Here is a 22399-nt window from a genome sequence, read left to right as displayed (position 1 = left end):
TTATGCCATCACGTATTGCTGGAAAGAAAAGATCGCGTACAGGCATCATCCTGATGGCCGTACTCGCGTTCATCTGGCTGCTGGCCAGCCTCTACCCGCTGTGGATGATCTTCAGCGCCACGTTCTCCTCAGATTCAACGAACATGAGCACCGCGCTCGTACCCGATGACCTCGCCAACGGATGGTCCAAGGTGGTCGAAGCGTTCACAGCGCTCGATCTGGGCACCACCTTGCGGGATACGCTGATCTTCACCCTGATCGCGATCGCAGGAATGGCCCTCACCAGCTCCCTGGCCGCGTACGAATTCACCTTCTTTGAGTTCCCAGGCAAAAAGTTCCTCTTCGCCATGCTCATGGGCTCAATGATGCTTCCGCTCGTCCTGTACGTCGTACCCCTGTACCGGCAGGTGTTCAACATGGGACTGGCCGACTCATACCTGGGCGTAGCCCTGCCGCTCATGGTCTCCCCTCTTTCGGTATTCATCCTCATGCAGTTCATGGAAGACCTGCCGCGATCATTCATCGAAGCGGCACAGGTCGACGGGGCCGGCCATTTCCGCATCTTCTTCTTCATCGTCGTCCCCATGCTGCGGAACGGTCTGATCACAGCCACAGTTCTGCTCGCCCTCAGCGTGTGGGGTGCGTTCCTGTGGCCCTCCCTGGTCACAGGCGAGGAAGTGAAGGCCCTCAGCGTCGCCATCGCCAACATGTTCAACCCGAACTTCTACGTGGACCCCCGAGTACGTTTCGCCGCCATGCTGATCGCAATGATTCCGCCGCTGCTGGTCTACATCCTCTTCCAACGGCACGTCATCAAGGGAGTGGCAATGTCCGGTGTGAAGGGCTAGTTTACGAACCTCCTCCTCTCAGGCTCGGAGAATCATCCAGGTCTTTCAACCGGAACTAAGCACGGAGCCACCCTCCCGAGGGTTGCTCCGTGCTTAGTTTCCCCGGTAGAAGAGGCCCGCCAGCAACTGCTGCCGGTCATCCCGCCTTTTATCGGCGCCCAAGCGCAAGGCATCCAGCGACAGGGTGCCTGATAACGCAGATTCAGAGGACAGGCTAGCCCCTAAGCCGCTGATTATGGAGGGTCAAAACTCAGACAAGGGACGTGAAGCCTACTAATAACTGTGCTGGCGCGCTGGCCACGGAAGACTTCCAAGACCACTCCCCGGGTCAATTTTCGATCGCCGATAACCTATCTTATGTCAAGCTGACTTCTGCGTATCTCATCAGATGAATCAATTCGCCCCATCCCTAATCCCGCCGCGTGGGCTGAATCGTCCTGGATTTCCGCGGATTCTGGGCTGACTTCTGGTCTCGCTGGAGGCCAAAGTCTGAAATCGTGTGAATTTCACTAAGCAGGCATGCGTGCGTGTCATAGTCCTGCGGCAGGCTTATCAACGTCAGACTCATCGAATCAACCGGGCATGGCAAAGTCGACTACGCCATTTCCCGGCTTCAGAGAGTACCTACGCAAAACCCTCAAACCTGGGCCGCAGCGAACCTGCCTTTGGGGTGGCTTGCGGCTACCGACATCACTCCCCCGGACGTGACGCCGAGCGAATGTCCCTAATTCAGAGATCAAAGTGCCGTCTTTCTGCTGGGTTTCATCCTGGCATAAGATACGGTGACGGCGATCCTTTACGACGCTCGGGCGGCCGCATTGCCGGAAGCGCGAGGGAAGATGGCTGGCGACAAGGAGAAGGCGCTGGCAACACTCGCCAATGAGTATCGTCAGCATCCTGCATGAGCTGCGGTTGCAGACATCCTTGACGTGGCCATTGCAGCGTTCAAGGATGCTCGCCAGTTGGTTCGGAACAAGCTGTCGTACGCGCATCCCTTCACGGCGGCCACGGATTCGGCAGGCAATTATCTTCCTGGTCTCGGATTCACGGTTCGTGATGGCAGCTCCTGGGAGACGCTGTCAAGCACACCAGAGGATCTGCTGGACTTCGCGACCGAGGTTGAGAACGCGATCACCCCGCTCGGCAGTGCGCGCAGGGCTGTTCAGCAGTTGCCTCTGCCAGCGCTAATCTAGCGGCAAGGAACAACAGCGCCCCGAGACTTCTTAGTCGTGGGGCGCTGTTGCATTCGGCCATGCAGCGAGAGGTATCGTCAGTCAGCCTGATTCTTCAGTTGCAACGACAGTCCCAGCGTTGCGGCGATCCTGCCGAGGGTTGACGTATTGACATCATCGCCGCGTTCGACCCGGGCCACCGAGGGTCTGGATACTTCAGCGCGGTCAGCAAGCTCATGCTGGCTCAACCCTGCGGTTAGTCGGGCTGCCAGTACCTGCCGGGCGATCTCGAGCATGGCTGCCTGTCGTTCAGGCATTTCCATCGACTTCACCAGCTTCGGCCTCATCAGGATCGGAGAGGTGGTGCTCGGCGTGCATCTTCTCAGCGGTGATCGCCAGCAGTGACGCGAGTACGTCCGGATCGGCGAGAGCCTTCTTGATCTCGTCGGTGTTTTGGAACGCCTGATACATGGCGTAGTCGCTCGCGTCGGAGAACTTGGTCGACCCCTTGAGCTGTTCGACGTTGTTGCTCCTGGCCATCGCGATCGCCTCCTCATCAGCGTTGAGGAAGCCCCAGTAGGCGGTGATGAAGCCCGCGATGCTGCCTGGATCCGCGTCGACGCCCTTCTCACCGAAGAGATCGTTGACCTTCTCGATCGCTTCTACGAGGGGCCCCCGCGGCTTGCTCCCGACGCCCCCTGGCTCGGTCGTGAACGTCGGCAGCTCGATGCTGGAGCCTTGGATAGCCGGATTCAGGCTGTAATCGGCGTTGACCTTTTCGGGAACGAGCTTCACTCCCCCGAGCTGCACACCGTCCATATAGCTGCTGTCATACTCCTCAGGCGTGAGGTGCAGGTTGCGAGCGAGAAGCGTCATGAGCACGGCGCGCAGACGCAGATCCACATCGTCGTAGTCGACGATCTGAGAGAGGAACTGCCACGCGTTGCGGTAGCTGATCGCATCGGAGCGGAACTGCTTCAGTTCCTCAAAGCGGGCTTTGTCCTTCGTGAGCCGAGCTTTCTGCAGGCCACTGCTCCAGGCGAACTTGATGGGTCCGAGGGCCTTCTGGATCGCCTCGCCGCCCGCATGGCCCATGTATGCCTGCGCGACGGCACGCATCTGAACTTCTGTGTAGAGGCCCACCGAGTCGAGGCGTTCGGAGAGCTCGTAGAGCGCGTTCGCGTCGACCTCGCCTTCGACGTGCGCGTCGGTGTAGTAGCGCGCGAAGTCCTTCTGGATGTTCTCTGGCGAATTGACGAAGTCAACGACCATCGGAGCGGACTTGCCCGGGTACATGCGGTTCAGGCGCGAGAGGGTCTGCACCGTGGCGATGTCACTGAGCACCTTGTCGACGTACATCGCCATGAGGCGCGGCTCATCGAAACCGGTCTGGAACTTGTTCGCGACGATGAGGACCCTGTACTCGTCTTCTTCACGGAAGGCCCTGGCCACGTCACCGAGTGCGTTCATCGAAACTTCGGTGACATCTTCGTCGGCGTCGTTTTTCACTGACCCGGAGAAAGCCACGAGCGTTTCGAGGCCGGTGTAGCCCTTGTCGGCGATGTAGGCGTTCATCTTCTCCGACCACAGGACGGCTTCCTTGCGCCCCGAGGTGACGACCATCGCGCGCGCCTGCCCGCCGAGCATGTGGGCGACGTTTCGCCGGAAGTGCTCAACAACGACCTGGACCTTCTGAGCGATCGCAGTGGGATGCAGTCGCGTGAAGCGCACGATCTCCTTCACCGCACGGCCGGTTTCAACCTCGGTCTCTTCCTCCTCGGCGTCGAGGGTGTTCTTCACGCGGAGGAACATGTCGTAGGTCGAGTAGTTCGTGAGCACGTCGAGAATGAAGCGCTCCTCGATCGCCTGCGCCATCGTGTACGTGTCGAACGCGTCCCAGCGGTCCTCGCCGGCGACCTGCGTGCCGAACAGACGCAAGGTCTTCGCCTTGGGAGTCGCCGTGAGCGCGATGAACGTGATGTTCGAGCTGGCAGCGATCGCAGAATCTGTTGCGGCCAGCAGATCATCGGCACTGAGGTCTTGATCCGGGTCGAGGTCGAGGTCAACCAGCAGACCTTTCAACGCACGAGCAGTGGAGCCCGATTGCGAGGAATGAGCCTCATCAGCGACCACGGCCCAATGGCGACCGTGCAGCGCATCGGTGTCTTCGATGAGCTTCATCACGTGCGGGAAAGTTTGGAGGGTGCAGGTAATGATGTGGTTGCCCTCGAGCAGCGCCTGCATCACCTGCACGGACTTCGCTCCGGAGGCGTCACCGATGTTGACGACGAGCCCCGCGCTGGACTGCACGAGGTTCATGTCGTCGCGGACGTTCTCATCGAGCACGGTCCGATCGGTGACGACGATGACCGAGTCGAACGTCGAGGACGCGTCTGTGCCGACGTGGCGGATCAGGCGGTGCGACAACCAGGCGATGGTCTTGGTCTTGCCCGAACCGGCCGAGTGCCAGATCAGATAACGGCCTCCGGTTCCCTCGGTTTCAATGTCGGCGACAACCCGTTCGACCGCCCGCAGCTGGTGGAAGCGCGGGAAGACCAGCCGCCCGTCACCTTTCTTCGAACGGTTGGGCTCGAAGAGCGCGAAGTTCTTCAGGATGCGCAGGAACGTCGGGCGGGCAAGAATCTCACGCCAGAGGTAGTTCGTCGCGGAGCCGGTATCCGATGGTGGGTTGCCGGCGTGGCCGTCACTGCCCTGGTTGAACGGCAGGAAGGTTGTCTCAGAACCCTGCAGCTTGGTCGTCATGTAGACGAGGTCGTTGGACACGGCGAAGTGCACGAGCGCACGAGAGGGGGCGAGAAGCGCGCGGGTCGGACCAGGCACGCGGTCGTTCTTGTACTGCGCGATCGCGTGGTTGACCGTCTGGGTGTTGTCGGTCTTCAGCTCGAGCGTGACCACCGGCAGACCGTTAACGCAGAGCACGACATCGATCGTTTCGTTCGTCTGCGTGTCGAAGCGTACTTGGCGAAGGACGCGCAGGCGCACCGCGTCTGACTTCTCGATGACGCTGAGCAGGTTCGGGTTCTCCGGAGGGAACTCCATGACCGGGCCGAACTTGGCAGCAGGCCTGCTGACCTGGGCATAGGTGAAGCCGCGCCGCAGCACGCCAAGCAGGCCACCGACAGGGTGCCCGGTGATCGGGTCCATCTTCGTCGTCTTGCCCAGCTCCTTGATGATGTGGTCCAGGAGCTTATGCTGCGCAAGCTCGAGTGCACCGTTGGTGAGATCGGATGGCACAGCTTTCTCGTACTCGTCGGGATACTGCGACGAGAGCCAGTTCAGGACCTCAGAGGGCACAATCGCTCGGCCGGTGTCCCAGCCGGCTGCATTCGGGTCACCGGCGCTCTCGTAGAGCCAGCCGCGTTCAGCGAGCTCTTCGCAGAGATTGGACTCGAACTCGTACTCGAGGATCTGGTGGTGGCTCATGCCAGTTCCTTTCGGCCAGTCACGACATCGGTGATGAGTGCCGCACGGCGTTCGGTGAGAAGGGATTTGAGTTCGGCGACCTTCGCCAGCATGGCGTCGATCTTACCGGTGACGTCATTGAGGTGATCGGCAATGCGTTTCTGCTCGTCGAGTGTCGAGGGGCATGCGATATGCGTCATTTTCATTCCCATGACGTCAACTGTGGGCACGGGGCCATTCTTGACAAGCGAGGGGATTGAGACCTCAGTCATCGCGTACGCCAAGAACCGAGGATCCACAACGCCATCACGCGGCACGAGCGCCTGCATGTTGTTGTCGATACATGCAGACTTCGTCGTCTGCACAAAGCGAGCAAGCATCAGCGCTGCACCAATCTTTGCCATCAGGATGCTCCCCGGGGGAATCACTCGAGCGCCAAGCTCAGCAGCGGTGCTTCTACTCACCGAGTTTTCGTCCTCGCCGAGGTAACCGTTCACTGCGGAAGACATAGACCCAACCTTGTAGAACGGAAGCTCGTTAGTCGACGCACCTTGATACTTGTCAGGGAACCCGGATCCCGAGATGACATCCACCGTGAGGGTCAGCTGCGCTCGCCCCGGAATATCCTGCAGCTCCCTCAGAATTACTGCGTCGCGCCGCTCCTCCAACTGCCCCGCCAACTCGTCCATCTTCGCCATCATGTCGTCGATCTCGCCGACCTCGCGGTCGAGGTAGTCGGCAATGCGCTGCTGAGTGGTGAGATCTGGAACCAACACGTGCATCGCATCAAGCTGTTCAGGCTGAAGATCCCATTGATTAGGCCGAACGCCCTTTGAAATACTTGCATAGACCTTGATGTAGTGGTCTGAACGCAGTGCGTAGTGCATAAACCGAGAGTCATTCTGGGATTGCGGCTTGTATACGAAGTAGGCGGGTGAGACGATGCCTCGGTGCTGCGAAACCCCAAGAGATCCTTGCCACGTCTTCATCTTATTGAGCACGAGATCCCCGGCATCCACAAGTTGATATGCGGAGAGGTCCTCACCTGGGCGATTCCAGTTGTCGTCACGGTCTGACTTCTTAATGACACCATAGTCTCGATAAACGGAGAGAAGTTCCTCGGTTGGGAAGCCCGTTTTCTTCCCACGCTTATAGAGCGACCAGAACGGTGCTGCTTTCCACTTTTGAGCGAGTGTCATCCTTCGTGCACCATCTTGAACATCTCAGCGAGCTCGCCCATGAGGCGCGCAACATCAGCGTCGATCTCCTCGAGCGTCCGAGGCTCCTCGGGAACGTAGAAGATCCGTGTGAAAGGAATCTCGTTGCCGGGCTTGGCCTTCGACTCGTCCCAAGCTGCGCCCTCGGCGAAGGGCAGCACCTCGCGGGCCATGTGCTCGTCGAGGTCTTCGCTCATGGGCACACGCTCCGTGATCTTCCAGCCGTCGAGCAGGACAGGGTTGCCCTTGCGGTCGACGGCCAAGGGCGCAGTGTCGTCCTGGATGCCAAGGGCGTCAGTGACGGCATCGATCAGTCCGAGCGGAGCTTTGAGTCCTGCGTTCCTGCATCGCTGCTGGAACGCGACAGCCAGGCCGTTCCACATAGAGCCGTCGAGGCCGCGGATGATGTCGGCGTGCTCGTCGGTGTAGTTTTTGTGCTCGGCGATGGTCTCGAGAGCTTCGTCGGAGAACACCGTCGCGAGACGGGCCTGCTTGAAGACCGGCACGTCGCGGAACATGAAGTCTTCTTTGGTCAGCACGCGCGAGATCGCTGGGTCCGCGTCCTCGAAAGCCTTGTACGCCTCATGGACGAGCTTGCGCTTCTTTTTGCCCATCTCGCGGCGCTTGTCGCCCAGCGGCTTGCGCATCGGATCCCAGAGGCCCGAGCCGTCGATCAGCTGGATCTTGCCCTTACGGGCTTCTTCCTTATTGGTGTCGAGGATCCATACATAGGTGGCGATGCCGGTGCCGTAGAACATCTGGGTGGGTAGCGCGATGATCGCGTCGATCAGGTCCTCGTCGAAGAGCCACTGGCGGATGGCGTTCGGTCCCTTGTCGGAGTTGAACAGCGGTGACGCGTTTGAGACCACTGCCGCGCGTCCGCCGTGACCGGCCTTGCCAGCCGGCGCGAGCTTGGACGCGCAGTGAGCGAGGAAGAGCATCTGGCCGTCGGACTTGCCCGGCAGGCCGTGCGAGAACCGCGAGCCAGGGACCTTCGCCTGCTCGACGACCTTCTTCTCCTGCTTCGACCAGTCGCCGCCAAAGGGCGGATTTGAAAGCACATAGTCGAACTGGCGGTCGCCGTACTTGTCCTCCAGCAGGGTGTCACCCTGGCGGATCGCATCCGGTAGACCACCCTGGATGAGGAGGTCAGCCTTGCCCAGAGCAAAGGCGGAGTCCATGAGCTCCTGGCCGAAGAGATTGACCTCGATGTCAGGGTTTAGCTCCGTGAGGTGGTCCTTGCCGACCAGCAGCATGCCGCCGGAGCCTGCGGTGGGGTCATAGATGGAGCGCGTAGTGTTCTGACCGGTCAGCGATTCCTCGTCGGCGGCGAAGAGCAGATCGACCATGAGCTTGATCGCGTCTCGGGGGGTGTAGAACGCACCGGCCGCTTTGCCCTTCTTGTCGAAGGCCCGGTACATGACGTTCTCGAAGAGGTCGCCCATCGCGGTGTTCGGCATCGCCTCAGGTGACAGGTCCAGCGTCGAGAAGTGACGAATCACCTGGTGCAGCGTGTTGGCGTCGGCCAGCTTCTTCACCAGACGCGGGAACTCAAAGGAGGTCCAGATGTCGGCGATATTATGAGAGAAGCCGGCGATGTAGTTGAGCACCGATGCTTCGACGTGGTCATCAGTCGCTGCGATCGCTTCGAGGCTCAGCGGCGAGGTGTTGTAGAAGCTCAGACCAAAGCGGCGCTTGACTTCGGCGTCGATGAACCGGACAGGAGTGTCCTTCGCGATGAGCTTGTCGACGAATTCGATGAGCTCGGCCTTAGTACCGGCGAGCAGGCACTCGAGGCGTCGGAGCACGGTGAAGGGCAGGATGTAGTCGCCGTATTCGGTCTCCTCGACGACGTGGCGGAGGAACTTGTCGGCAGTGGCCCAGACGACGTTCTCCGTCGTCGCGACGCGCTGAGTCTGCGGGGGCGTGGTGATAGTCATTGAATCTCTTCTTTGGTGGTGCCGATATTGAAGCTTGTATCAGAAAATTTACATAGCAGACGAAGTGCCCACCAGCCGACACGCTCTTTCGAAAGGCACGTGTTGCTTTGCACATCAATAAGCGGTGCTGTCGGGCAGGTCCACGCCCTGAGGCCGCTGCTGCATTGCTACCTCGAAACGCCTATTGACTAGAGGGGAACTGGGGCGGGTTCTCATCGAGGATGTCCTGCTCCTCGCGTTCGAAGGCGTCCCAGAGCAGGTTTGCCACGATGATCAATGACAAGGCCACGTAGGCGAAGCTGCCGGCGCTGACGCCGCTCAGGATCCAGGCGATGATGTGCACGTAGATCGGTGCACGGTCGAGCGTCAGGTTGGCGAGGACGAAGACGGACACTGTGAGCACGACCGACATGACCAGAGACACTAGGACATGCGCACCGGCTTCGTTGAGCGCCCTGACTTTGATCCTCTCGACTTCGCGGTTGCGCCGCAGGATCCTCTCCCGCCAGGTGACGATCTGGGCGAAGGCACCGATCAGCGCGGCCGACAGCAGAGCGGCCCCGGCGAGCAGCTGGTCCGCCTTCGTGAGCTCGACGTGGAACGTGATCATCAGTACCAGTACCACTCCTGGAACGCCGATCAGGACGAGCCGTGTCCAGCGATCGGGCTTCTCGTCCTGAGCACGAGCGCGGCGAAGCTTGAGCCCTTCGCGAAGACCCCGGACTAGTGGTCGAATATCGAAGCGCCCAGACATTCCTGCACCTCATGGGGATCGATCCGGTTGAGGTGCAGGTCGTCCTGCATCGCGATCGTGTGGATCCGATCAGCGACCTTCTCGTAGTAGTAGATGATGCTGGGCTCGCCGTCGGACACGGGGTAGGTGAACACGTCGCGCAGAGTGTCGACCGCGATGGTGGTCGTCTCGTTCGACTCGCTCTTGATGCTGAGAGACACCTGGTCATAACGGTCCCCCTCATGTTCGGCGAGCAGCTGCTCTTCCTCTAGCAAAACAGACACCTCTGACACTCCCTCGCTCGCGCTGGTGGAGCGGCCGTCGCGCATGCGACCCATCCATTTCCGGCCGATGGTCGGAGCGATCTGGCGCTGGTTGTCGTCGAGCAGGCTGATCTTCAACGTGCGGTCGACTCGATCAGCGGTGCCCCCTCGGTTCGATCCGATGTGGCTGGTGAACGTGGCGGCCGCCGACTTGGCCCCGCGGAGGATCTCGTCGAGGAACGCGTTGTCGGCTGCTTGCTTGGCGTCGAACAGTAACCGGGCTGGCGATGTGGCTGCCGGGGGCCGTTGTCCAGCGGCGCGTGAGAGCTCTTTCTGTCGCATCTGATCCTCTTGGATCTCCTGCTTCTTCCTCAGTCCCTCGTCGGTCAGGATCTGGAAGAAGCGGCGCACCGCGTCACGGCGGTGGATGGTCTGGCACACGACGATGAACCGTGTCGTGCGCTGGGGCGAGAACACCAGCGTGATGCGGTGCGGCTGCTCGGCGGACCGGTCCTTGATGTTCATCGGCGGTTCGACGGCGTGCGTGGCGTACCCGTGGCTGCCGGTCTCGCCGACGGCCAACTCGAGGTGGATCACTTCGGAGCTGACCTCCACGGGGCCGGTGAGCGTCGCCGTGCGCGTCGGTTTCTGGGGCTCGCCGTCCACGGGCTCCCTTGGCGGGAACCGGAGCGTGTTCCTAGTGGCGAGGCGCTCGAGCAGCTCGACGATCTCGTTCCGGACGTTTGAGGACGACGAGCAGTCCAGCGGCTGCTGGTCCTTTTTGCGGTTCATGAATGCTTCGACGATGAATACGCGGAATCCATAGGAGCGAGGCATGGCCTCATACTATCTGAGCGGGACGACACGATTGGGCGGCTGATTGGACCCCCGTTAGCAGTCCAGCGTCTATGCGATAGCTAATCGGTTTTCTTGCGTCCAGTTTTCCCAGTAGCGGTTCGGCGTCGTGCCGTTCAGGGATCCGTGGGGCCGTTCATGATTGTAGATAGCTTTTCATTCGTCAGCCAAATACTTCGCTTCGGCCATGTTGTCCATAATTTCTCCGGAGAGTTGTTCCCTTCTGAACTGGGCATTGAACGATTCGATGAAGCCGTTCTGCCACGGTGAGCCCGGGTCGATGAACGCGGTGTCCACGCCCGCGTGTTGCACCAATCGACCAGCGCGGCGGCGGTGAACTCGCGCCCGTTATCGCAGCGGACGTAGGTCGGGGCGGTGCCGGTTTCGGCGATGATGTTCTCCATTGCCGCAACGACGTCTGAGGCCTTGAACGACCGGCGCGGAATGACCGCCAATGCCCTGCGGGTGTACTCGTCGATGACGTTGAAGAAGCGGATGTGCCGCCCGCAGGAGGTCACATCGGACTGGAAGTCGAAGCTGACCAGTGCATGGGATACTGGGCGGTCAAACGCTTCTGCTCCCCGCGGAGCCAGCTGCACCCATGAGCACCTCGTTTGACTTGAAACAGGCGTTTGCTGCCAAACAGAAACACATGCTGTCCGGGCTTGGCCTCATGCCCACTTTCACCAGTCATCCAACAGCCAAGGGCGACGCCACGGAGGAACACTGGATACGCATGCTCAGCGATTTCCTCCCCCGGCGCTACGGAGTAGGCAGCGTCTTTGCGATCGATTCGTACGGAAAACAAAGCCAACAGATAGATGTGGCCGTCTACGACCGCCAGTACTCACCCCTGTTCTTTCAGCAGGGTGAGTTGACGTTTGTCCCCGTCGAGAGCATCTACGCGATATTCGAGGCAAAACCGGAGTTGAGCAAGGACTACGTTGACTATGCTCGGGAGAAGATCGGCAGCGTCCGCAAACTACATAGAACCTCCGTAGGCATCCGACACGCCGGGGAACTTACCCACCTCAAGAGCCAGCGAACAAACCCATTCTGGGAGGCCTGCTTGCCACTGAGACATCCCGGGCAGACATCCAAGGAAAAGCCGCTCGCAAGTCCCTCCTCACGGGAAGCCAAACAGACCGGCTGGACTTGGCAATAGCAGTCAGTGACGGGTGCAGTCGAAAGAGTAGAAGATGAGCTTGTCTTCGCACCATCGGACCAACAGCTAATTTGGTTTGCAATGCGACTCTACAAGAGGCTGTCCGCGCAGGGCACAGTACTAGCACTCGATTTAGACGCATATGGGCACTACATCGAGGACCACGCAGAAAGCTGATATCACCAAGCGTGGGCTCCCCAGACAGGCACGCCCCCGGATCCTCTCAATTGGCGAAGCCCCGATCAAATAGCGGTTGACCGAAGCTTCGGTCGTATTATGCCCACCTAAAGCTTGGGGTTGGCTGTGAGAACGCCAGCCAACATGGGCACCTCCACCACCGCAGCAGGTTCTGCGATGCCCGGGGCTAGAGCTCGCGTCCTTGGTCTTGTTGGTTTTGTCGGGCCTGCGCTGCTGCACGTTCTGCTTGCTGTTTGGCGGCTTCTTTCTGCTCGGCCGTTTGGTCGGTCTGCGGCTCTGTTTGCTGCTGCGCTGCGAGCCGTGCAGCGTTTCGCTCGGCCGTGATCTTCTCCAAGCGGCTGCGGAGTCGTGGCTTCTCGGTCTGCTCGGGGGTGATGGCGGCCGGTTCTTGGACGTTGGCCTGTCGGTCTGCGTCGGTTGCACGCTGAGCGGGTGCTTCGGGTGCGTGGGTGTCTTTGTTACGCTCGATGGCGCGCAGGGCGTCCAGCGTCCGGTCTTCTTCGGTGGCGCGTTCGGGCAGGGCGTGTGAGCGTTTGGACACGGTCACTGCCTGGTCGTGGAGCTGCTGGCCGATTTCTTCGTTTCTGAACCGTTCTGGCACTGGTGTGGCTTCCGTTTCGGGAACGTTGTAGCGGGCGCGGAACATTTCGATGCTTGCCGCGGTGTCGCGCCATTGTTGGGCGGCGTCGGGGCGTGCCGGGACGGGACCGAGTTTTTGCGCCCATTCCGGTGGTGTGGCTGCCAGGAGGTGGCCGCGTTCGTCGAACCTCGCGGCGAGGACTTCGCGGCGGGCGGCGAGTTCTTCCTTCCAGGGCTGGGGTAGGTACGGGCTTGCGGCCGCGCGTGCGGGGGCGAGCCATTCAGGCAGCCTGTCCGGTGCCGGTACAGCGGTGGCGGGGCGTGGTGTGAGGGTGCGGAGGCGTTCCTCAGCCCGTGCGCGGGCGGCGATGGTTTCGTGTCCCCAGGCGCGTTGGGTGTTGGCACCGGCGGCGGGGTTCTTCCCGTGAACGCTGCGGCCGCCGCGTTCGGCTGTTTCGGCCGTGCGCTGGGATTCTTTGAGCTGCTGGTTGCGGATCCGGTGTTCGTCTTGGAGCGCGCGCAGCTGCTGGTGGGCACGACGGGCAGCGGCGGGGTCGTTGATGGAAGCTGTTTCCCGTGCGGTGAACCGGGTGGTGAAGATCCGGCGTTCAAGCTCGGCGTCCGTGAGGCTACCGTGCCTGCGGTTGGTCCAGTGGTCAGCTGGTTTCGGGCCGTGAACTGCAGCTGCTTCACGGGCGGCCCGGGCACCGGCCTCGGCTTCTGCACGGAGTGCGGCCAGTTGCTCATCGGTGAGTCCCTGTAGGGGCCGTTCGCCTGCTTTGGCGATCAGCTCGGGGGCTTTGTCCATGATACTTTCCACGCGCCAGGCAAGCACAGCGGAGAGGTCATCGGCGCTCTGGAATTCGCGTTGACCGGCTGCGGTTCGCAGCAGCCCGGCAGTGTCCCAGCTGCCCTGTTCGGCCTTCGCCAGGTGGGTGGCCACCGCGCCCCAGGACTCAGCGGTGATGAACTTCTCTGCGTCTGGTCCAAGGATCTCCCGTGCCATGGCGGCCATGCGCAGCGTGTTGGCTTCTTCGGTGACGTAGCGGTACTGATCGGCCAGGGTCAGGGGCGAGTTGATGCGTTCGTATTCGGCGGCCATGGCTTCGTGTGCGGAGGAGTCCTGGCTGTGGTTCCCGGCGATCGCGGCGAGAACACTGTCCCTGTCCTGGCCTTCTTCGACGGCGACGAACAGTACGTTTTCATCCCGGCCACGCGTTGCGGCGACGTAGGCGTTCTCACGGGTGGTGGAGGCATCGAGGATGGGGATACCGGCGTCTTTGGTCATGCCCTGGGCGCGGTGTGTAGTCAGGGCGTAGCCAAGGTGGACATGCCCTGAGACGTACTCCGCGGGGAGCCGGATCGTCCCGCCATGCTCGAGATGGGCCACTGACAGGGACCCGTCCTCGTGGGCTTGTTCGACAGTCCAGAGGTCGCCATTCTTTACAACGTCCCGGCCGCGCTTGACCTTCAGCTGGGAATCGTTCAGACGGGTCACGATGTGATCCCCGGCCCAGGCATGGGAACCGTCGCGCAACTGCACGGACGTCCCGGTGCCTGCCACTTCACCGGTCTCGATCCGGTACGCCTGCGCACGTTCGGAGAGCCGTTGGGAGCTTTCGTTGGTCGGTGCCATCATCACCGCGGCGTCGCCTTGGTTCAGGCGGCTCTGCCACAACCCGAACGCCAGGCCTTCAACGGTTTCGATGCTTCCGGCCTGGACCCGTCCGTTGTCTTTGTACCAGGCGAACGGGTCAGCTTCGTGCTCGGTAGGGGTGCGAAGGAGCAGGGATGCTTCTGCTTCTTCGGGGCTGTGGAACCGGTGAATGGTCTCCAGCTCGGTCGCACCGACTTCGTTGATCAGCAGCCGCAGCGCGCCCCCGGCTTGGACGGCGGAAAGCTGCCGGTCATCGCCGATGAGGCGGACCAGTCCGCCGTCGGCTTCCACTGCCCTGACGACGTCGGCGAGTTTGCCGGTGCCCTGCATACCGGCTTCATCGACAATGACCAGCGTACCGGGGGTGACTGTGAAAGCCTCGTTGGGGCTGAGCAGGAACTTGTCCGTTGTCGCCGCCGTGATGCCGAGCTGTTCGCCCAGGTTCGCCGCCGCCACAGCTGAGGGTGCAAGGCCGATGACCCTGCCGCCGGCGTGGGTGATCGCAGCGCGGACCAAGCCCATGGAACTGGATTTTCCGGTACCGGCGGCTCCGATGCCCACGGCCAGGAGCTTCGATGAGGTGGCGAATTCGCGGGCCAGTTCGATCTGTCCGGCGTCCAGCGGGTGGGACTTTTCCCCGGTGGCCACGGCGAGGTTGTAGGCGTCGACGGCGGCGTCGAAGTCCTGCATGGAGGCTGCCGGGATGACGTCACGTTTGCCTGCACGCAGCAGCAGGTTTTCGTCTTCGAGGATCTTCGTGGAGGTGTACCGGGTGTCGGTTCGGTGGTTTAAGTCAGCTGTTCCGGCGTTGCGGGTGAGTGCTTCGAACCGGCCGTGAACCTGGTCCGGGGTGATGCGCACGGAGGCGGTGCTGAGACTGTGGGAGACCACTTGTTCCACGGTGCCGGTCGGAACCGGTCCGTGTTCGACGGCGTATTCGCGTGCCCATCGGTTGACTTCGGCCATGACGTTCTGCGCCGTCCAGGTCGAGCGCTTGTCCGAAACAGCGGCGACAATCTGACGCGCAACGGCGTCAATATCGACCCCGGTCTCAGCGGGGCGGAGTGTCCGGGAACGGGCACCGGTGATGCGTGTCAGGTCCTTCTCGGTGAACAGGGTTCCGGCTTCCTGCCGCCATGCTTTGGCCTGTTCCGCGAGGGTCTTGGGTGCCTCTTTGTCGGGCCGGGTGTCCAACGTCGCGGCCTGTGCGAGCTTGATCAGGGCGGCTTGGTCGGGGCTGTGGCCGTGCTGTTCTTCATACGCCTGGCGCAGTTCCGTCAGGCTTGAACGGATCCCCGCGCTGCGCTTGGAAAAGAGCGCATTCAGCTCGCGTGGAACGGACGCCACTTCCATGACCGGTTGCTTGGACCCGTTGACGGTGCGGGCTTCGAACTGAACCCCATGCTCTTCAAGGTAGGCCTGGATCTGTGTGTTGTAGTGCTCCGAGACGGCCACAGCGGAGCGGTGCAACAGCTTGCCGTCGATGGTCTTCCAGTTCCCTTGAAGGTCCTGGACCTTGTTGGAGACCACGAGGTGGGTGTGCAGGTTCGGATCCCCTAGGCGGGAATCGTGGTGCCGGAACGCGGTGGCCGTCAGTCCTCCTTTGACGGAGGTCTGGGCGATGCCGTTGGTCCCCAACCGGGTAGCCAGGGCGTGGGTTTCCAGATATTCCACGGACTGCTTGAGCGCGGCTTGGTGGGCTTCTTCGACCAGACGACGGGTATCACCGTCGCCGAGAGCCCACAGTACGGAGATGCTTTTGACGGGGGTAAAGGTCAGGTCGTACCCGGCTGCAGCGTTCTGCTGGGGACGCAGCTGCCCGGTGATGTACTTGCCCAGTTCTTCCTTGGAAGCGGGCGGGCGTCCGTGGTCCTCACAGAACATCACAGCCCCTGCGGTGGCCCGTATACGGTGCCGTTCGGCTGCCGTGGGTTTGCGGCCCTGCATGCGTTCGAAGTCGCTCTCGCGGACGCTGATGGCCTGTGCGAGGGCGTTGTCTTTGGGGCCGTAGTCGTAGTAACGGCGGCCTAATTTGGCCTCAGCCTGGGCGGCCTTCTCGGCCGCTTTCGCCGGAAGACCCTCGGCAAGCTTCGCGGCGAGGATTCTCTCGTATTCCGGGTGCCGGCCCTGCCCGAAAAGGTTCGCCATCTGGGCTTCGGTGACCTGCCCGGATACGTCCAGCGCTTCGGCTCCGCGTCCGAGCCACTGGCCCGGAGGAAGACCTTGGGTGGTGTAGTAGTCGCCCAGCTGGCGGTCGCCTGCGCGCAGCTCATCACCGCTGGCGGTCTCCTGTGTGTAGTACAGGTAGCCGGTGCCAGCACTGAGAACGTGCAGCGACATCATGATCCGATTCTAGCGGAATCGGCCTCGCTTATTCGAAATGCAAGAGGTGTGACTAAATTTGGCGTTTTGAGCGTGAAGCGAGCTAGCGAGTATCGGTTCGAAAAATGTCGGATTGAGTCCATCATCATTGGTGCGGGTATCCATATGAAAAGCGGCAGCTTTGATTGTTGATACTCGCTGGCAGGGGTTATGCACAGCCCGACAAACAGCTGTGGTTCCGTGCCTGCCCAGGCAAGTTGTGTCTAACCCCTGCCAGCGCCCGCAAAAACCGACTGCAACGGCCCCGTCGGCCCTTCCGGATCGAACACGGGTGGGCTTCTAACCGTTAGGTTTTCGGGTGGCCAAGTGCCTTCTGCAAGAATGGGGATAAGAGACAGAAAACCGACCACACCAAAGGGGGGCGTGATGGCTGGCAAGACACGCAACACGATGATCGTTCAGGCACGCCGGAAGACCGAGGAACTGGCCGCGAAACGGCGCGAACGCGAAGCGACGCTTCAGTCGCTGGCTACCGACTACCACGCCGCAACAATGATGGCCGAAGCCGGCGTCGAAGAAGCCGAACGGCAGGCAGCGGAGCTGATAGCCACGGCGAAGAAGAACGCGGCTTCGGCCATGGGTGATGCAAAGGAAACAGTACGGAAGATGCTCGCCACCGGCGAGACCCGCCAGGGCATCGCAGAACTCCTGGACGTCAGCGTTTCCTATGTCCGCAGCATCGACGTGGCCACACCGAAGAAGGCCAAGGCTGGCACTGACACATCGGCCGAAGCGCAGGACTCAGAAGAGAGTGGGAGCGTCGGGAGCGTGTCCGGACATGAGGGGTCGGATCACTGATTCGTCCCATCCGTGCTCTTTGAGCGCGTGACGAAGTGCCGCGACTGAGCGGTGAAGTTAGCGCGGCCGACGCCACGCCAACGCCACGAATGGGTGTTGGCGTGGCGTCTCTTTTGGGACCGATCCATCAGGTTCTCGGCTTGCGTGCCAGGGAACAAGTGGCTGTCCATTGCGCCGGTGGCACGGACACATAGCGGGATATCGCAGGAGTGCATGAGCTTGGTATCGGGGTCCAGCTGCTCACCGGTCAACAGCAAGTATGCGAAGCGTTGAGGCCGGACAGCCTGTTGACCTGTCGGAGTCTTGATCCAGTACCGCCCGTAGCCGTCGTCGCCGACCGCACCGGTCCAGAGCCAGCAGTCATTCTCCCGCGGGCCCTTGATCACCTTGGACCAAAAGCGTCTCTCGTCGGGCGTCATAGTTAGTGGCTGGTTCACCAGCGGCGCCAGCGGCGTTCGAGCCGGTTCGCGGCGAAGAAGAAGGCAACCATGAACAGCGCCGGTGGCACTGCCTGGAGCAGACTCTGACCGAGCCAGGCCACCACGGCGGTGATCAACGCGATGACGCCGGCGGTCTTGCACAGAAAGATCAGGATGCCTTGGCCGGCGGCTACCGGGTGCGTGAGTGCGTAGATGATCCAGCCGCCCAGGGCGACAGCGGCGAACGCTGCGAAGAAGATCAGAACGACGGCCATGGTGTTCCCCTAACGATTCGGTATTGCGCGGTCGGTGGTCTCAGCAACTCCATCGACACGCCTTGTTCTCCTGGGCTTGGTCAGCGGCCGCCGTGAAGTCCTCGCTGTAGGCGAAGGGCTTGCCGTAGCCGGTAGCTTCGGCATGGCCGTGTTCAAGGATCGCCCGGTTGGCCAGAGTGCCATCGGCGGTCCAGACGTAGGCAAGAATCCTGTCGTACTTGTCCCGCACTCCTTGTCCGGGATCCGCCGAGAGGAACACTTGGCTCCCGTCCAGGAGTGAGTGCAGGTAGGTGGACGCTTCCGGGCCGCCGCATTCGACGGGTGCGTCGTCTTTGACGCTTTCCGGGGCGTTGATGCCAACGAGTCTGACGCGGGTGCTGTGTCGTTGCAGCTGATCCGGATCGTGTCCCCATCCACCACAGTCTCCACGGCATAGGGGCCGCTGGCCGTGGCTTGAAGCGCCGGCGGCCGCTCCACCGTGCCCGTCGCTTCACACGGGACTTCATGCAACGGCGCATGGCTGCCGGCAGGAACAGTCAGCGGTCCGCCTTGGGCCGTGCAACCGGCCAGGGCAAGGACGGCCGGGACACGTCCAAGGAACCGGACCCTGTGCTGGGTGGTGGTCACGGGTGGTCCTCCTTTGCTGCTGTTTCGGCGCGGGTGCGCCGCCCTGGGCGAAGTTCGCCGGCTTCAACTCCCGGCCATTTCCGGCCGTTGTTGTACTTGCGCTGCAGCCGTCGCAGTTCCCGGCGCGCAGCTGCTTCAACGAAGTCCGTAAGGGACACATACCCCTCGAACTGACCGACGGCTTGAACCGCCGCGCGGATCTGCTTCAGGTCCTCTTCCGTGAAGTAGGGGCCCTTCTTCTCAGCGGATGTCATCGTCACCAGGCCACGGGTACAGCGTCGTCGGCAGCCCGGAGAACTTCGGGGTCCCGTCCTCGGCCACGGTGATCCCGGGATGGTCGTGGCTGCCGGTCGCGTGTGAGACTGCAGCCAGGACCAGATCAATCACATGACGGTCCAAACCGGTCAGGACATCGGCGAGGACCACATGGACGTTCCCCGCCAGCGAAGCTGTCAGCAGCAAGAAGCGTGCCTCTCCCCCGGAATAGGCGCCGTTGTGGGCGGTTTCGGCCAGCACATCAAAGTCGATCCATGCCGCCTGGTCTGTCTCGTGATCGGAGGTCGCCGGCGTGTGGATCCACGGGTTACCCGGTTCGGCGAAACGCCCGTTGAACGCCCGCAGCAACAGCTCGGTGGCCGCTTCGGTCGTGTACGTTCCTTTCGCCCAACGGCGAAGATCCTCTGCATGAGTCATGTTCAAGTCCTGTACCTGTTGGAGGGAGTGGTGCCGGGCCAGGGCAATGGCCGACCCCGACAGCTAGTGGTTTAGAACGGGGGCTCGGAGTCGGGGCCGTTGCCCCAGGAACCGGCGTTCGCTGACGTGTTTGCGGCCCACGGGTCGTCCTGCCGGGCAGCCTGCCCGGTGTTGGGCTGGTTGCCGAATCCGCCGCCGTTCCCTCCGCCCTGGTTGCTGCGCTGGGTGCGGTTCACTTTCGCGTTTGCGTAACGCAGTGAGGGGCCGATCTCGTCTACCTCAAGCTCTATAACGGTCCGCTTTTCGCCCTCTTTGGTCTCATATGACCGGGACTTCAACCGTCCCGACACGATCACGCGAGTGCCCTTGGTCAGGGACTCTGCCACGTTCTCAGCTGCTTCCCGCCACACACTGGCGCGGAGGAAAAGCGTCTCCCCGTCCTTCCACTCGTTAGACTGACGATCGAAGGTCCTGGGCGTCGAGGCGATCGTAAAATTCGCTACCGCTGAACCCGACGGGGTAAACCGCAATTCGGGGTCCGATGTCAGGTTTCCAATGACAGTAATGGTGGTTTCGCCGGCCATGATGGTTCCTTTTCCTCGTGCGCTGGTGGTGTTCTCGGTGGACGTGCTGGTTTCGTTCTGAGGTTCGGTCCCACCCGGTTCATCGTGGGTGAGGGCGTTGGGTTGGTACTGGTCCGCGGTGTGTTCATCCCACAGACCGCCGGCCCCGATCGGTGCCCTGCTGATCGCAGCAAGGTACCGGTCGTCCTCGACGCTGGAAGGGATGCCGTAGTAACCGGCAAAGGGTTCTTCCTTGGCGTCGGGGTAGATCCTGCCGCCGGGGTTGGTCTCCCGGAACAGGTCCACTTCCAACGGGATCCGCGGGCTGATCTTGAACCCGTCCACCGGGTGCGGGGTGCTCATGGTCCTCACCCTGCGTTGGCGAGTTCGGCTACGCGGACGCTCAGCCTGTCGCTCAGCTGCTCTTCAAAGAGATCGCGGTTGTTGACCTCGTACCTGCTTTCGCTTTCCTCGTCATAGAAGACAGTGGAGGCGTCGTGGAACCGCTTCTCGGCCGGAGTGGCAGGGGAGTCCAGGAACGCAAGCCCGTACGCGACAGCCTGGATTTCAGGGTCAGTGCGAACTTCCGAGAGGACACCATGGCCGTCCAGGATCAGGGCGATGGTCTCGGCGGTGATGGGCTGGGCTTTCATGATGCCTCCTGGCGGTTGGCTGCCGTGTGGTTCATGGCGGCTTGGACGAGCTTGTCCCGGCGGAGGCCGGACCAGTGGTCCTGGTCATCGGAGTTGTTCACGATGACGGGCGCCTGGGAGTAGCCGAGCTCTTGGGTGATGTACTCCAGCGCTGCCGGCACTTCAGTGATGTCCACGGGCGTGTAGGTGACGCCTTTGGAGTTGAAGTACTCCATGGTGCGGTCGCAGTTAGGGCAACCGGGCTTGGTGTAGACCGTGTAATCGGTGGTTGAGGAAGTCATTTTCAGTCCTGCGTTTCGTATCAGTTTGGTTAGGTTCGTCTGGCTGACTTGCTACTACTATTCTAGCGTTTATCCAATCGGATTTACAGGCTTTTACCCTTATTTCTAGAGGTTTTCGACCGGTGTTTGGTAGTTGTTTTTCGGTGATTCTGGAGTCTGGCGGGTTTTGGAAATGTCATTTTCAGAAGCTAACTGCACTCAATGTCAGAAGTCGTCTGCACTGAGGTTGCGTGGGTCGTAAGGAGATCCATCAGCGTGCCAGGTAACGGTCTGGGCCATGCGAGGTCGTTGGCCAGCCGCCAATGACGGAGAATCACTTCATGATGAGCACAGCGAAGAGTGAGAGTTTTGTGGTTCGGGTAGGTGGGCAGTCGCGAACCGAGGTCGTCCGGTCACTGCGCGATGCAGGCGTTAAGCTCAATGCCCACGCAGAGACCCTGCTCGCTCACCCCGCGTTCGATGCACCTGTAGACCGAACGCTGCGAATTGTGGAGCGGACCGTAGAGCAGCTTGGTCTCCTGGAGGGCGCCGTTCAGTCCCAGGTTTTCGCGACGGCAAGGAGCCAGGGTCTGGAACTGTGTCCCTTGGTGACCGGCCCTTACCTGCGGTTGGCGCTGATGGACCAGTCGAACGCGCCGGACTCAGTCCTGTCCGCAGGTCGCGGCCCGGCCGGAGCGATCCACATCGCGTCCGAGCCCGTCAGCGAGGACGTGGAGTACCCCAAAGGGTTCTACCTTCGGGTCGTGGCCAGGCAGCCCTGGCTGAGGGGTTATGGCTGCGATGACACGTACGTGTGGGCTCCGGAGCAGCGAATCGCGTTCCTACTGCCGGAAAGCGGATAAGGCACGGTCCGACCTGGTGACAGAACCAATCAGGACAAGATGCGGTCGTCCCGTAGGAGGATCCTTGGGTTCTTGCGGTGATTGCAACACTTAGCGGATGGGTGTTGCCATGGCAGGGTATTCAATTCATGTGAGACCTGATCTTTTGCAGGTTTTTTGGGCCGGGATGCAGGCAGGTGATTTCATCACTGATGCCGTGGTTCCGATCAATACGAGCAGGCGTACCGGACGCAGGGTCTTGCTTGAGGCCGGTGGTGTCAGGCCCCGGCGGGGCCGTGATCTGAAGGGCCGTTGCCTGACCTTCGCCCAGCGTGAATTGCGCGCCCAGGGACAATCTTTGCGGCAGATCGGCGCCGTGGTCGGTAGGGCGGCCTCCACGATTTCGAGGGAGTTGCGGCGTAACTCGGTGGCAGGGATGCCGTACCGGGCTTACCTCAGCGCACGCACTGGCCTACGAGCGGGCCTCGCGCCCGAAACCAGCGAAACTGCACACGAATACTGTGCTGCGTGCGAAGGTTGAAGAAGACCTGAACAAGAGGTACTCACCCGAGCAGATCGCAGGACGACTCCGGGTTGAGTTCCCTGATGAGCCGGAGATGAGGGTGTCACCCGAGACGATTTACCAGTCCCTATACGTCCAGTCCCGTGGGGCGCTGAAGCGTGATCTGGCCGTGTGTCTGCGCACCGGGCGGGCTGTCAGGCAGCCCTGCCGTAAGGCCGGTCAGCGCAAGAACCGGATCCCTGGAATGATCAATATCTCCGAACGTCCTGCTGAGGTTCAGGACCGGGCCGTGCCGGGCCATTGGGAATCTCAAT

At 61.5% G+C, this 22399-nt stretch carries 23 protein-coding genes and 1 pseudogene; 8 read left to right on the top strand and 16 right to left on the bottom strand.

Going from position 1 to position 22399, the window contains the following annotated elements; all coding sequences use genetic code 11:
• Window positions 1-2 precede the first annotated feature (2 nt).
• On the top strand, window positions 3-848 hold the full coding sequence (locus J7I86_RS22115; RefSeq protein ID WP_214823004.1) for a carbohydrate ABC transporter permease: 846 nt from the start codon (window positions 3-5) through the stop codon (window positions 846-848).
• 929 nt (window positions 849-1777) lie between these two features.
• Entirely contained in the window at window positions 1778-2041 is a 264-nt protein-coding gene (locus tag J7I86_RS22110) for a hypothetical protein (protein ID WP_214823003.1), read from the top strand.
• Between the two features lie 77 nt (window positions 2042-2118).
• Here the strand turns inward: J7I86_RS22110 and J7I86_RS22105 are convergent, their stop codons facing one another.
• The 7 genes and pseudogenes from J7I86_RS22105 to J7I86_RS22075 all read right to left on the bottom strand — a co-directional run.
• Window positions 2119-2337, bottom strand: coding sequence for a helix-turn-helix domain-containing protein (locus J7I86_RS22105; protein ID WP_286180151.1), 219 nt, complete (start codon window positions 2335-2337; stop codon window positions 2119-2121).
• Window positions 2330-5464 carry a type I restriction endonuclease subunit R gene (locus tag J7I86_RS22100; protein ID WP_214823002.1) on the bottom strand — a complete coding sequence of 1045 codons (3135 nt, stop codon included), beginning with the start codon at window positions 5462-5464 and terminating at the stop codon, window positions 2330-2332. The genes J7I86_RS22105 and J7I86_RS22100 overlap by 8 nt, the downstream gene beginning before the upstream one ends.
• Window positions 5461-6642 (bottom strand): hypothetical protein, encoded by a 1182-nt coding sequence (locus J7I86_RS22095; protein ID WP_214823001.1) that lies wholly within the window; start codon window positions 6640-6642, stop codon window positions 5461-5463. The genes J7I86_RS22100 and J7I86_RS22095 overlap by 4 nt, the downstream gene beginning before the upstream one ends.
• Window positions 6639-8600 (bottom strand): type I restriction-modification system subunit M, encoded by a 1962-nt coding sequence (locus J7I86_RS22090; protein WP_214823000.1) that lies wholly within the window; start codon window positions 8598-8600, stop codon window positions 6639-6641. Before J7I86_RS22090 ends, J7I86_RS22095 begins: the two co-directional genes overlap by 4 nt.
• Before the next feature lie 181 nt (window positions 8601-8781).
• Entirely contained in the window at window positions 8782-9354 is a 573-nt protein-coding gene (locus tag J7I86_RS22085) for a hypothetical protein (RefSeq protein WP_214822999.1), read from the bottom strand.
• Window positions 9324-10433 (bottom strand): hypothetical protein, encoded by a 1110-nt coding sequence (locus J7I86_RS22080; RefSeq protein WP_214822998.1) that lies wholly within the window; start codon window positions 10431-10433, stop codon window positions 9324-9326. The genes J7I86_RS22085 and J7I86_RS22080 overlap by 31 nt, the downstream gene beginning before the upstream one ends.
• Before the next feature lie 69 nt (window positions 10434-10502).
• Window positions 10503-11034 (bottom strand): annotated as a pseudogene (locus tag J7I86_RS22075) (integrase core domain-containing protein); the annotation flags it as partial.
• 18 nt (window positions 11035-11052) lie between these two features.
• Between J7I86_RS22075 and J7I86_RS22070 the strand changes: the two are divergent.
• Window positions 11053-11616 (top strand): DUF6602 domain-containing protein, encoded by a 564-nt coding sequence (locus J7I86_RS22070; protein ID WP_214823072.1) that lies wholly within the window; start codon window positions 11053-11055, stop codon window positions 11614-11616.
• A 364-nt stretch (window positions 11617-11980) separates the two neighbouring features.
• Here J7I86_RS22070 and mobF read toward each other — a convergent pair whose 3' ends face one another.
• Window positions 11981-16393, bottom strand: coding sequence for a MobF family relaxase (gene mobF, locus J7I86_RS22065; protein ID WP_214822997.1), 4413 nt, complete (start codon window positions 16391-16393; stop codon window positions 11981-11983).
• Between the two features lie 405 nt (window positions 16394-16798).
• On the opposite strand from mobF, the gene J7I86_RS22060 reads away from it, so the two are divergent.
• Complete coding sequence (locus tag J7I86_RS22060; protein ID WP_214822996.1) at window positions 16799-17230, top strand: hypothetical protein; 432 nt, start codon at window positions 16799-16801, stop codon at window positions 17228-17230.
• On the opposite strand, the gene J7I86_RS22055 is transcribed toward J7I86_RS22060, so the two are convergent.
• The 3 genes from J7I86_RS22055 to J7I86_RS23040 are packed head-to-tail and all read right to left on the bottom strand — an operon-like array spanning window position 17224 to window position 18279.
• Window positions 17224-17649 (bottom strand): hypothetical protein, encoded by a 426-nt coding sequence (locus J7I86_RS22055; RefSeq protein WP_214822995.1) that lies wholly within the window; start codon window positions 17647-17649, stop codon window positions 17224-17226. The genes J7I86_RS22060 and J7I86_RS22055 overlap by 7 nt on opposite strands.
• A gap of 14 nt (window positions 17650-17663) precedes the next feature.
• Window positions 17664-17924: a chemotaxis protein gene (locus J7I86_RS22050; protein ID WP_214822994.1), complete on the bottom strand. Its 261-nt coding sequence runs from the start codon at window positions 17922-17924 to the stop codon at window positions 17664-17666.
• Window positions 17925-17964: 40 nt separating this feature from the next.
• Window positions 17965-18279 (bottom strand): thermonuclease family protein, encoded by a 315-nt coding sequence (locus tag J7I86_RS23040; RefSeq protein ID WP_309476786.1) that lies wholly within the window; start codon window positions 18277-18279, stop codon window positions 17965-17967.
• Between J7I86_RS23040 and J7I86_RS23215 the strand changes: the two genes are divergently transcribed.
• Window positions 18205-18360 (top strand): hypothetical protein, encoded by a 156-nt coding sequence (locus J7I86_RS23215; RefSeq protein WP_309476785.1) that lies wholly within the window; start codon window positions 18205-18207, stop codon window positions 18358-18360. The two genes, J7I86_RS23040 and J7I86_RS23215, sit on opposite strands and share 75 nt — an antisense overlap.
• A gap of 187 nt (window positions 18361-18547) precedes the next feature.
• Here the strand turns inward: J7I86_RS23215 and J7I86_RS22040 are convergent, their stop codons facing one another.
• The 5 genes from J7I86_RS22040 to J7I86_RS22020 form a co-directional block, all read right to left on the bottom strand.
• Window positions 18548-18805 (bottom strand): ParB family protein, encoded by a 258-nt coding sequence (locus J7I86_RS22040; RefSeq protein WP_214822993.1) that lies wholly within the window; start codon window positions 18803-18805, stop codon window positions 18548-18550.
• The gene (locus J7I86_RS22035; RefSeq protein ID WP_214822992.1) at window positions 18792-19244 is read right to left on the bottom strand and encodes a hypothetical protein; all 453 of its coding nucleotides are present in this window, start codon (window positions 19242-19244) and stop codon (window positions 18792-18794) included. The genes J7I86_RS22040 and J7I86_RS22035 overlap by 14 nt, the downstream gene beginning before the upstream one ends.
• Window positions 19245-19315: 71 nt before the next feature.
• Complete coding sequence (locus J7I86_RS23035) at window positions 19316-20170, bottom strand: single-stranded DNA-binding protein (protein WP_286180150.1); 855 nt, start codon at window positions 20168-20170, stop codon at window positions 19316-19318.
• A 5-nt stretch (window positions 20171-20175) separates the two neighbouring features.
• Window positions 20176-20460 carry a hypothetical protein gene (locus tag J7I86_RS22025; RefSeq protein ID WP_214822991.1) on the bottom strand — a complete coding sequence of 95 codons (285 nt, stop codon included), beginning with the start codon at window positions 20458-20460 and terminating at the stop codon, window positions 20176-20178.
• On the bottom strand, window positions 20457-20741 hold the full coding sequence (locus J7I86_RS22020; protein WP_214822990.1) for a glutaredoxin family protein: 285 nt from the start codon (window positions 20739-20741) through the stop codon (window positions 20457-20459). Before J7I86_RS22020 ends, J7I86_RS22025 begins: the two co-directional genes overlap by 4 nt.
• Before the next feature lie 320 nt (window positions 20742-21061).
• On the opposite strand from J7I86_RS22020, the gene J7I86_RS22015 reads away from it, so the two are divergent.
• The 3 genes from J7I86_RS22015 to J7I86_RS23395 form a co-directional block, all read left to right on the top strand.
• Entirely contained in the window at window positions 21062-21583 is a 522-nt protein-coding gene (locus J7I86_RS22015; RefSeq protein WP_286180149.1) for a hypothetical protein, read from the top strand.
• Window positions 21584-21680: 97 nt separating this feature from the next.
• Window positions 21681-22103 carry a helix-turn-helix domain-containing protein gene (locus J7I86_RS23400; protein ID WP_396019938.1) on the top strand — a complete coding sequence of 141 codons (423 nt, stop codon included), beginning with the start codon at window positions 21681-21683 and terminating at the stop codon, window positions 22101-22103.
• On the top strand, window positions 22030-22399 hold a 370-nt coding region (locus J7I86_RS23395), incomplete at its 3' end, for an IS30 family transposase (RefSeq protein WP_396019939.1). The genes J7I86_RS23400 and J7I86_RS23395, both read left to right, overlap by 74 nt.

Source organism: Arthrobacter sp. ISL-95, from assembly GCF_018613695.1.
Classification (GTDB): Bacteria; Actinomycetota; Actinomycetes; order Actinomycetales; family Micrococcaceae; genus Arthrobacter.
The sequence above is the reverse complement of the archived record's forward strand: the minus strand, read 5'-3'. Positions and strand labels throughout refer to the sequence as shown.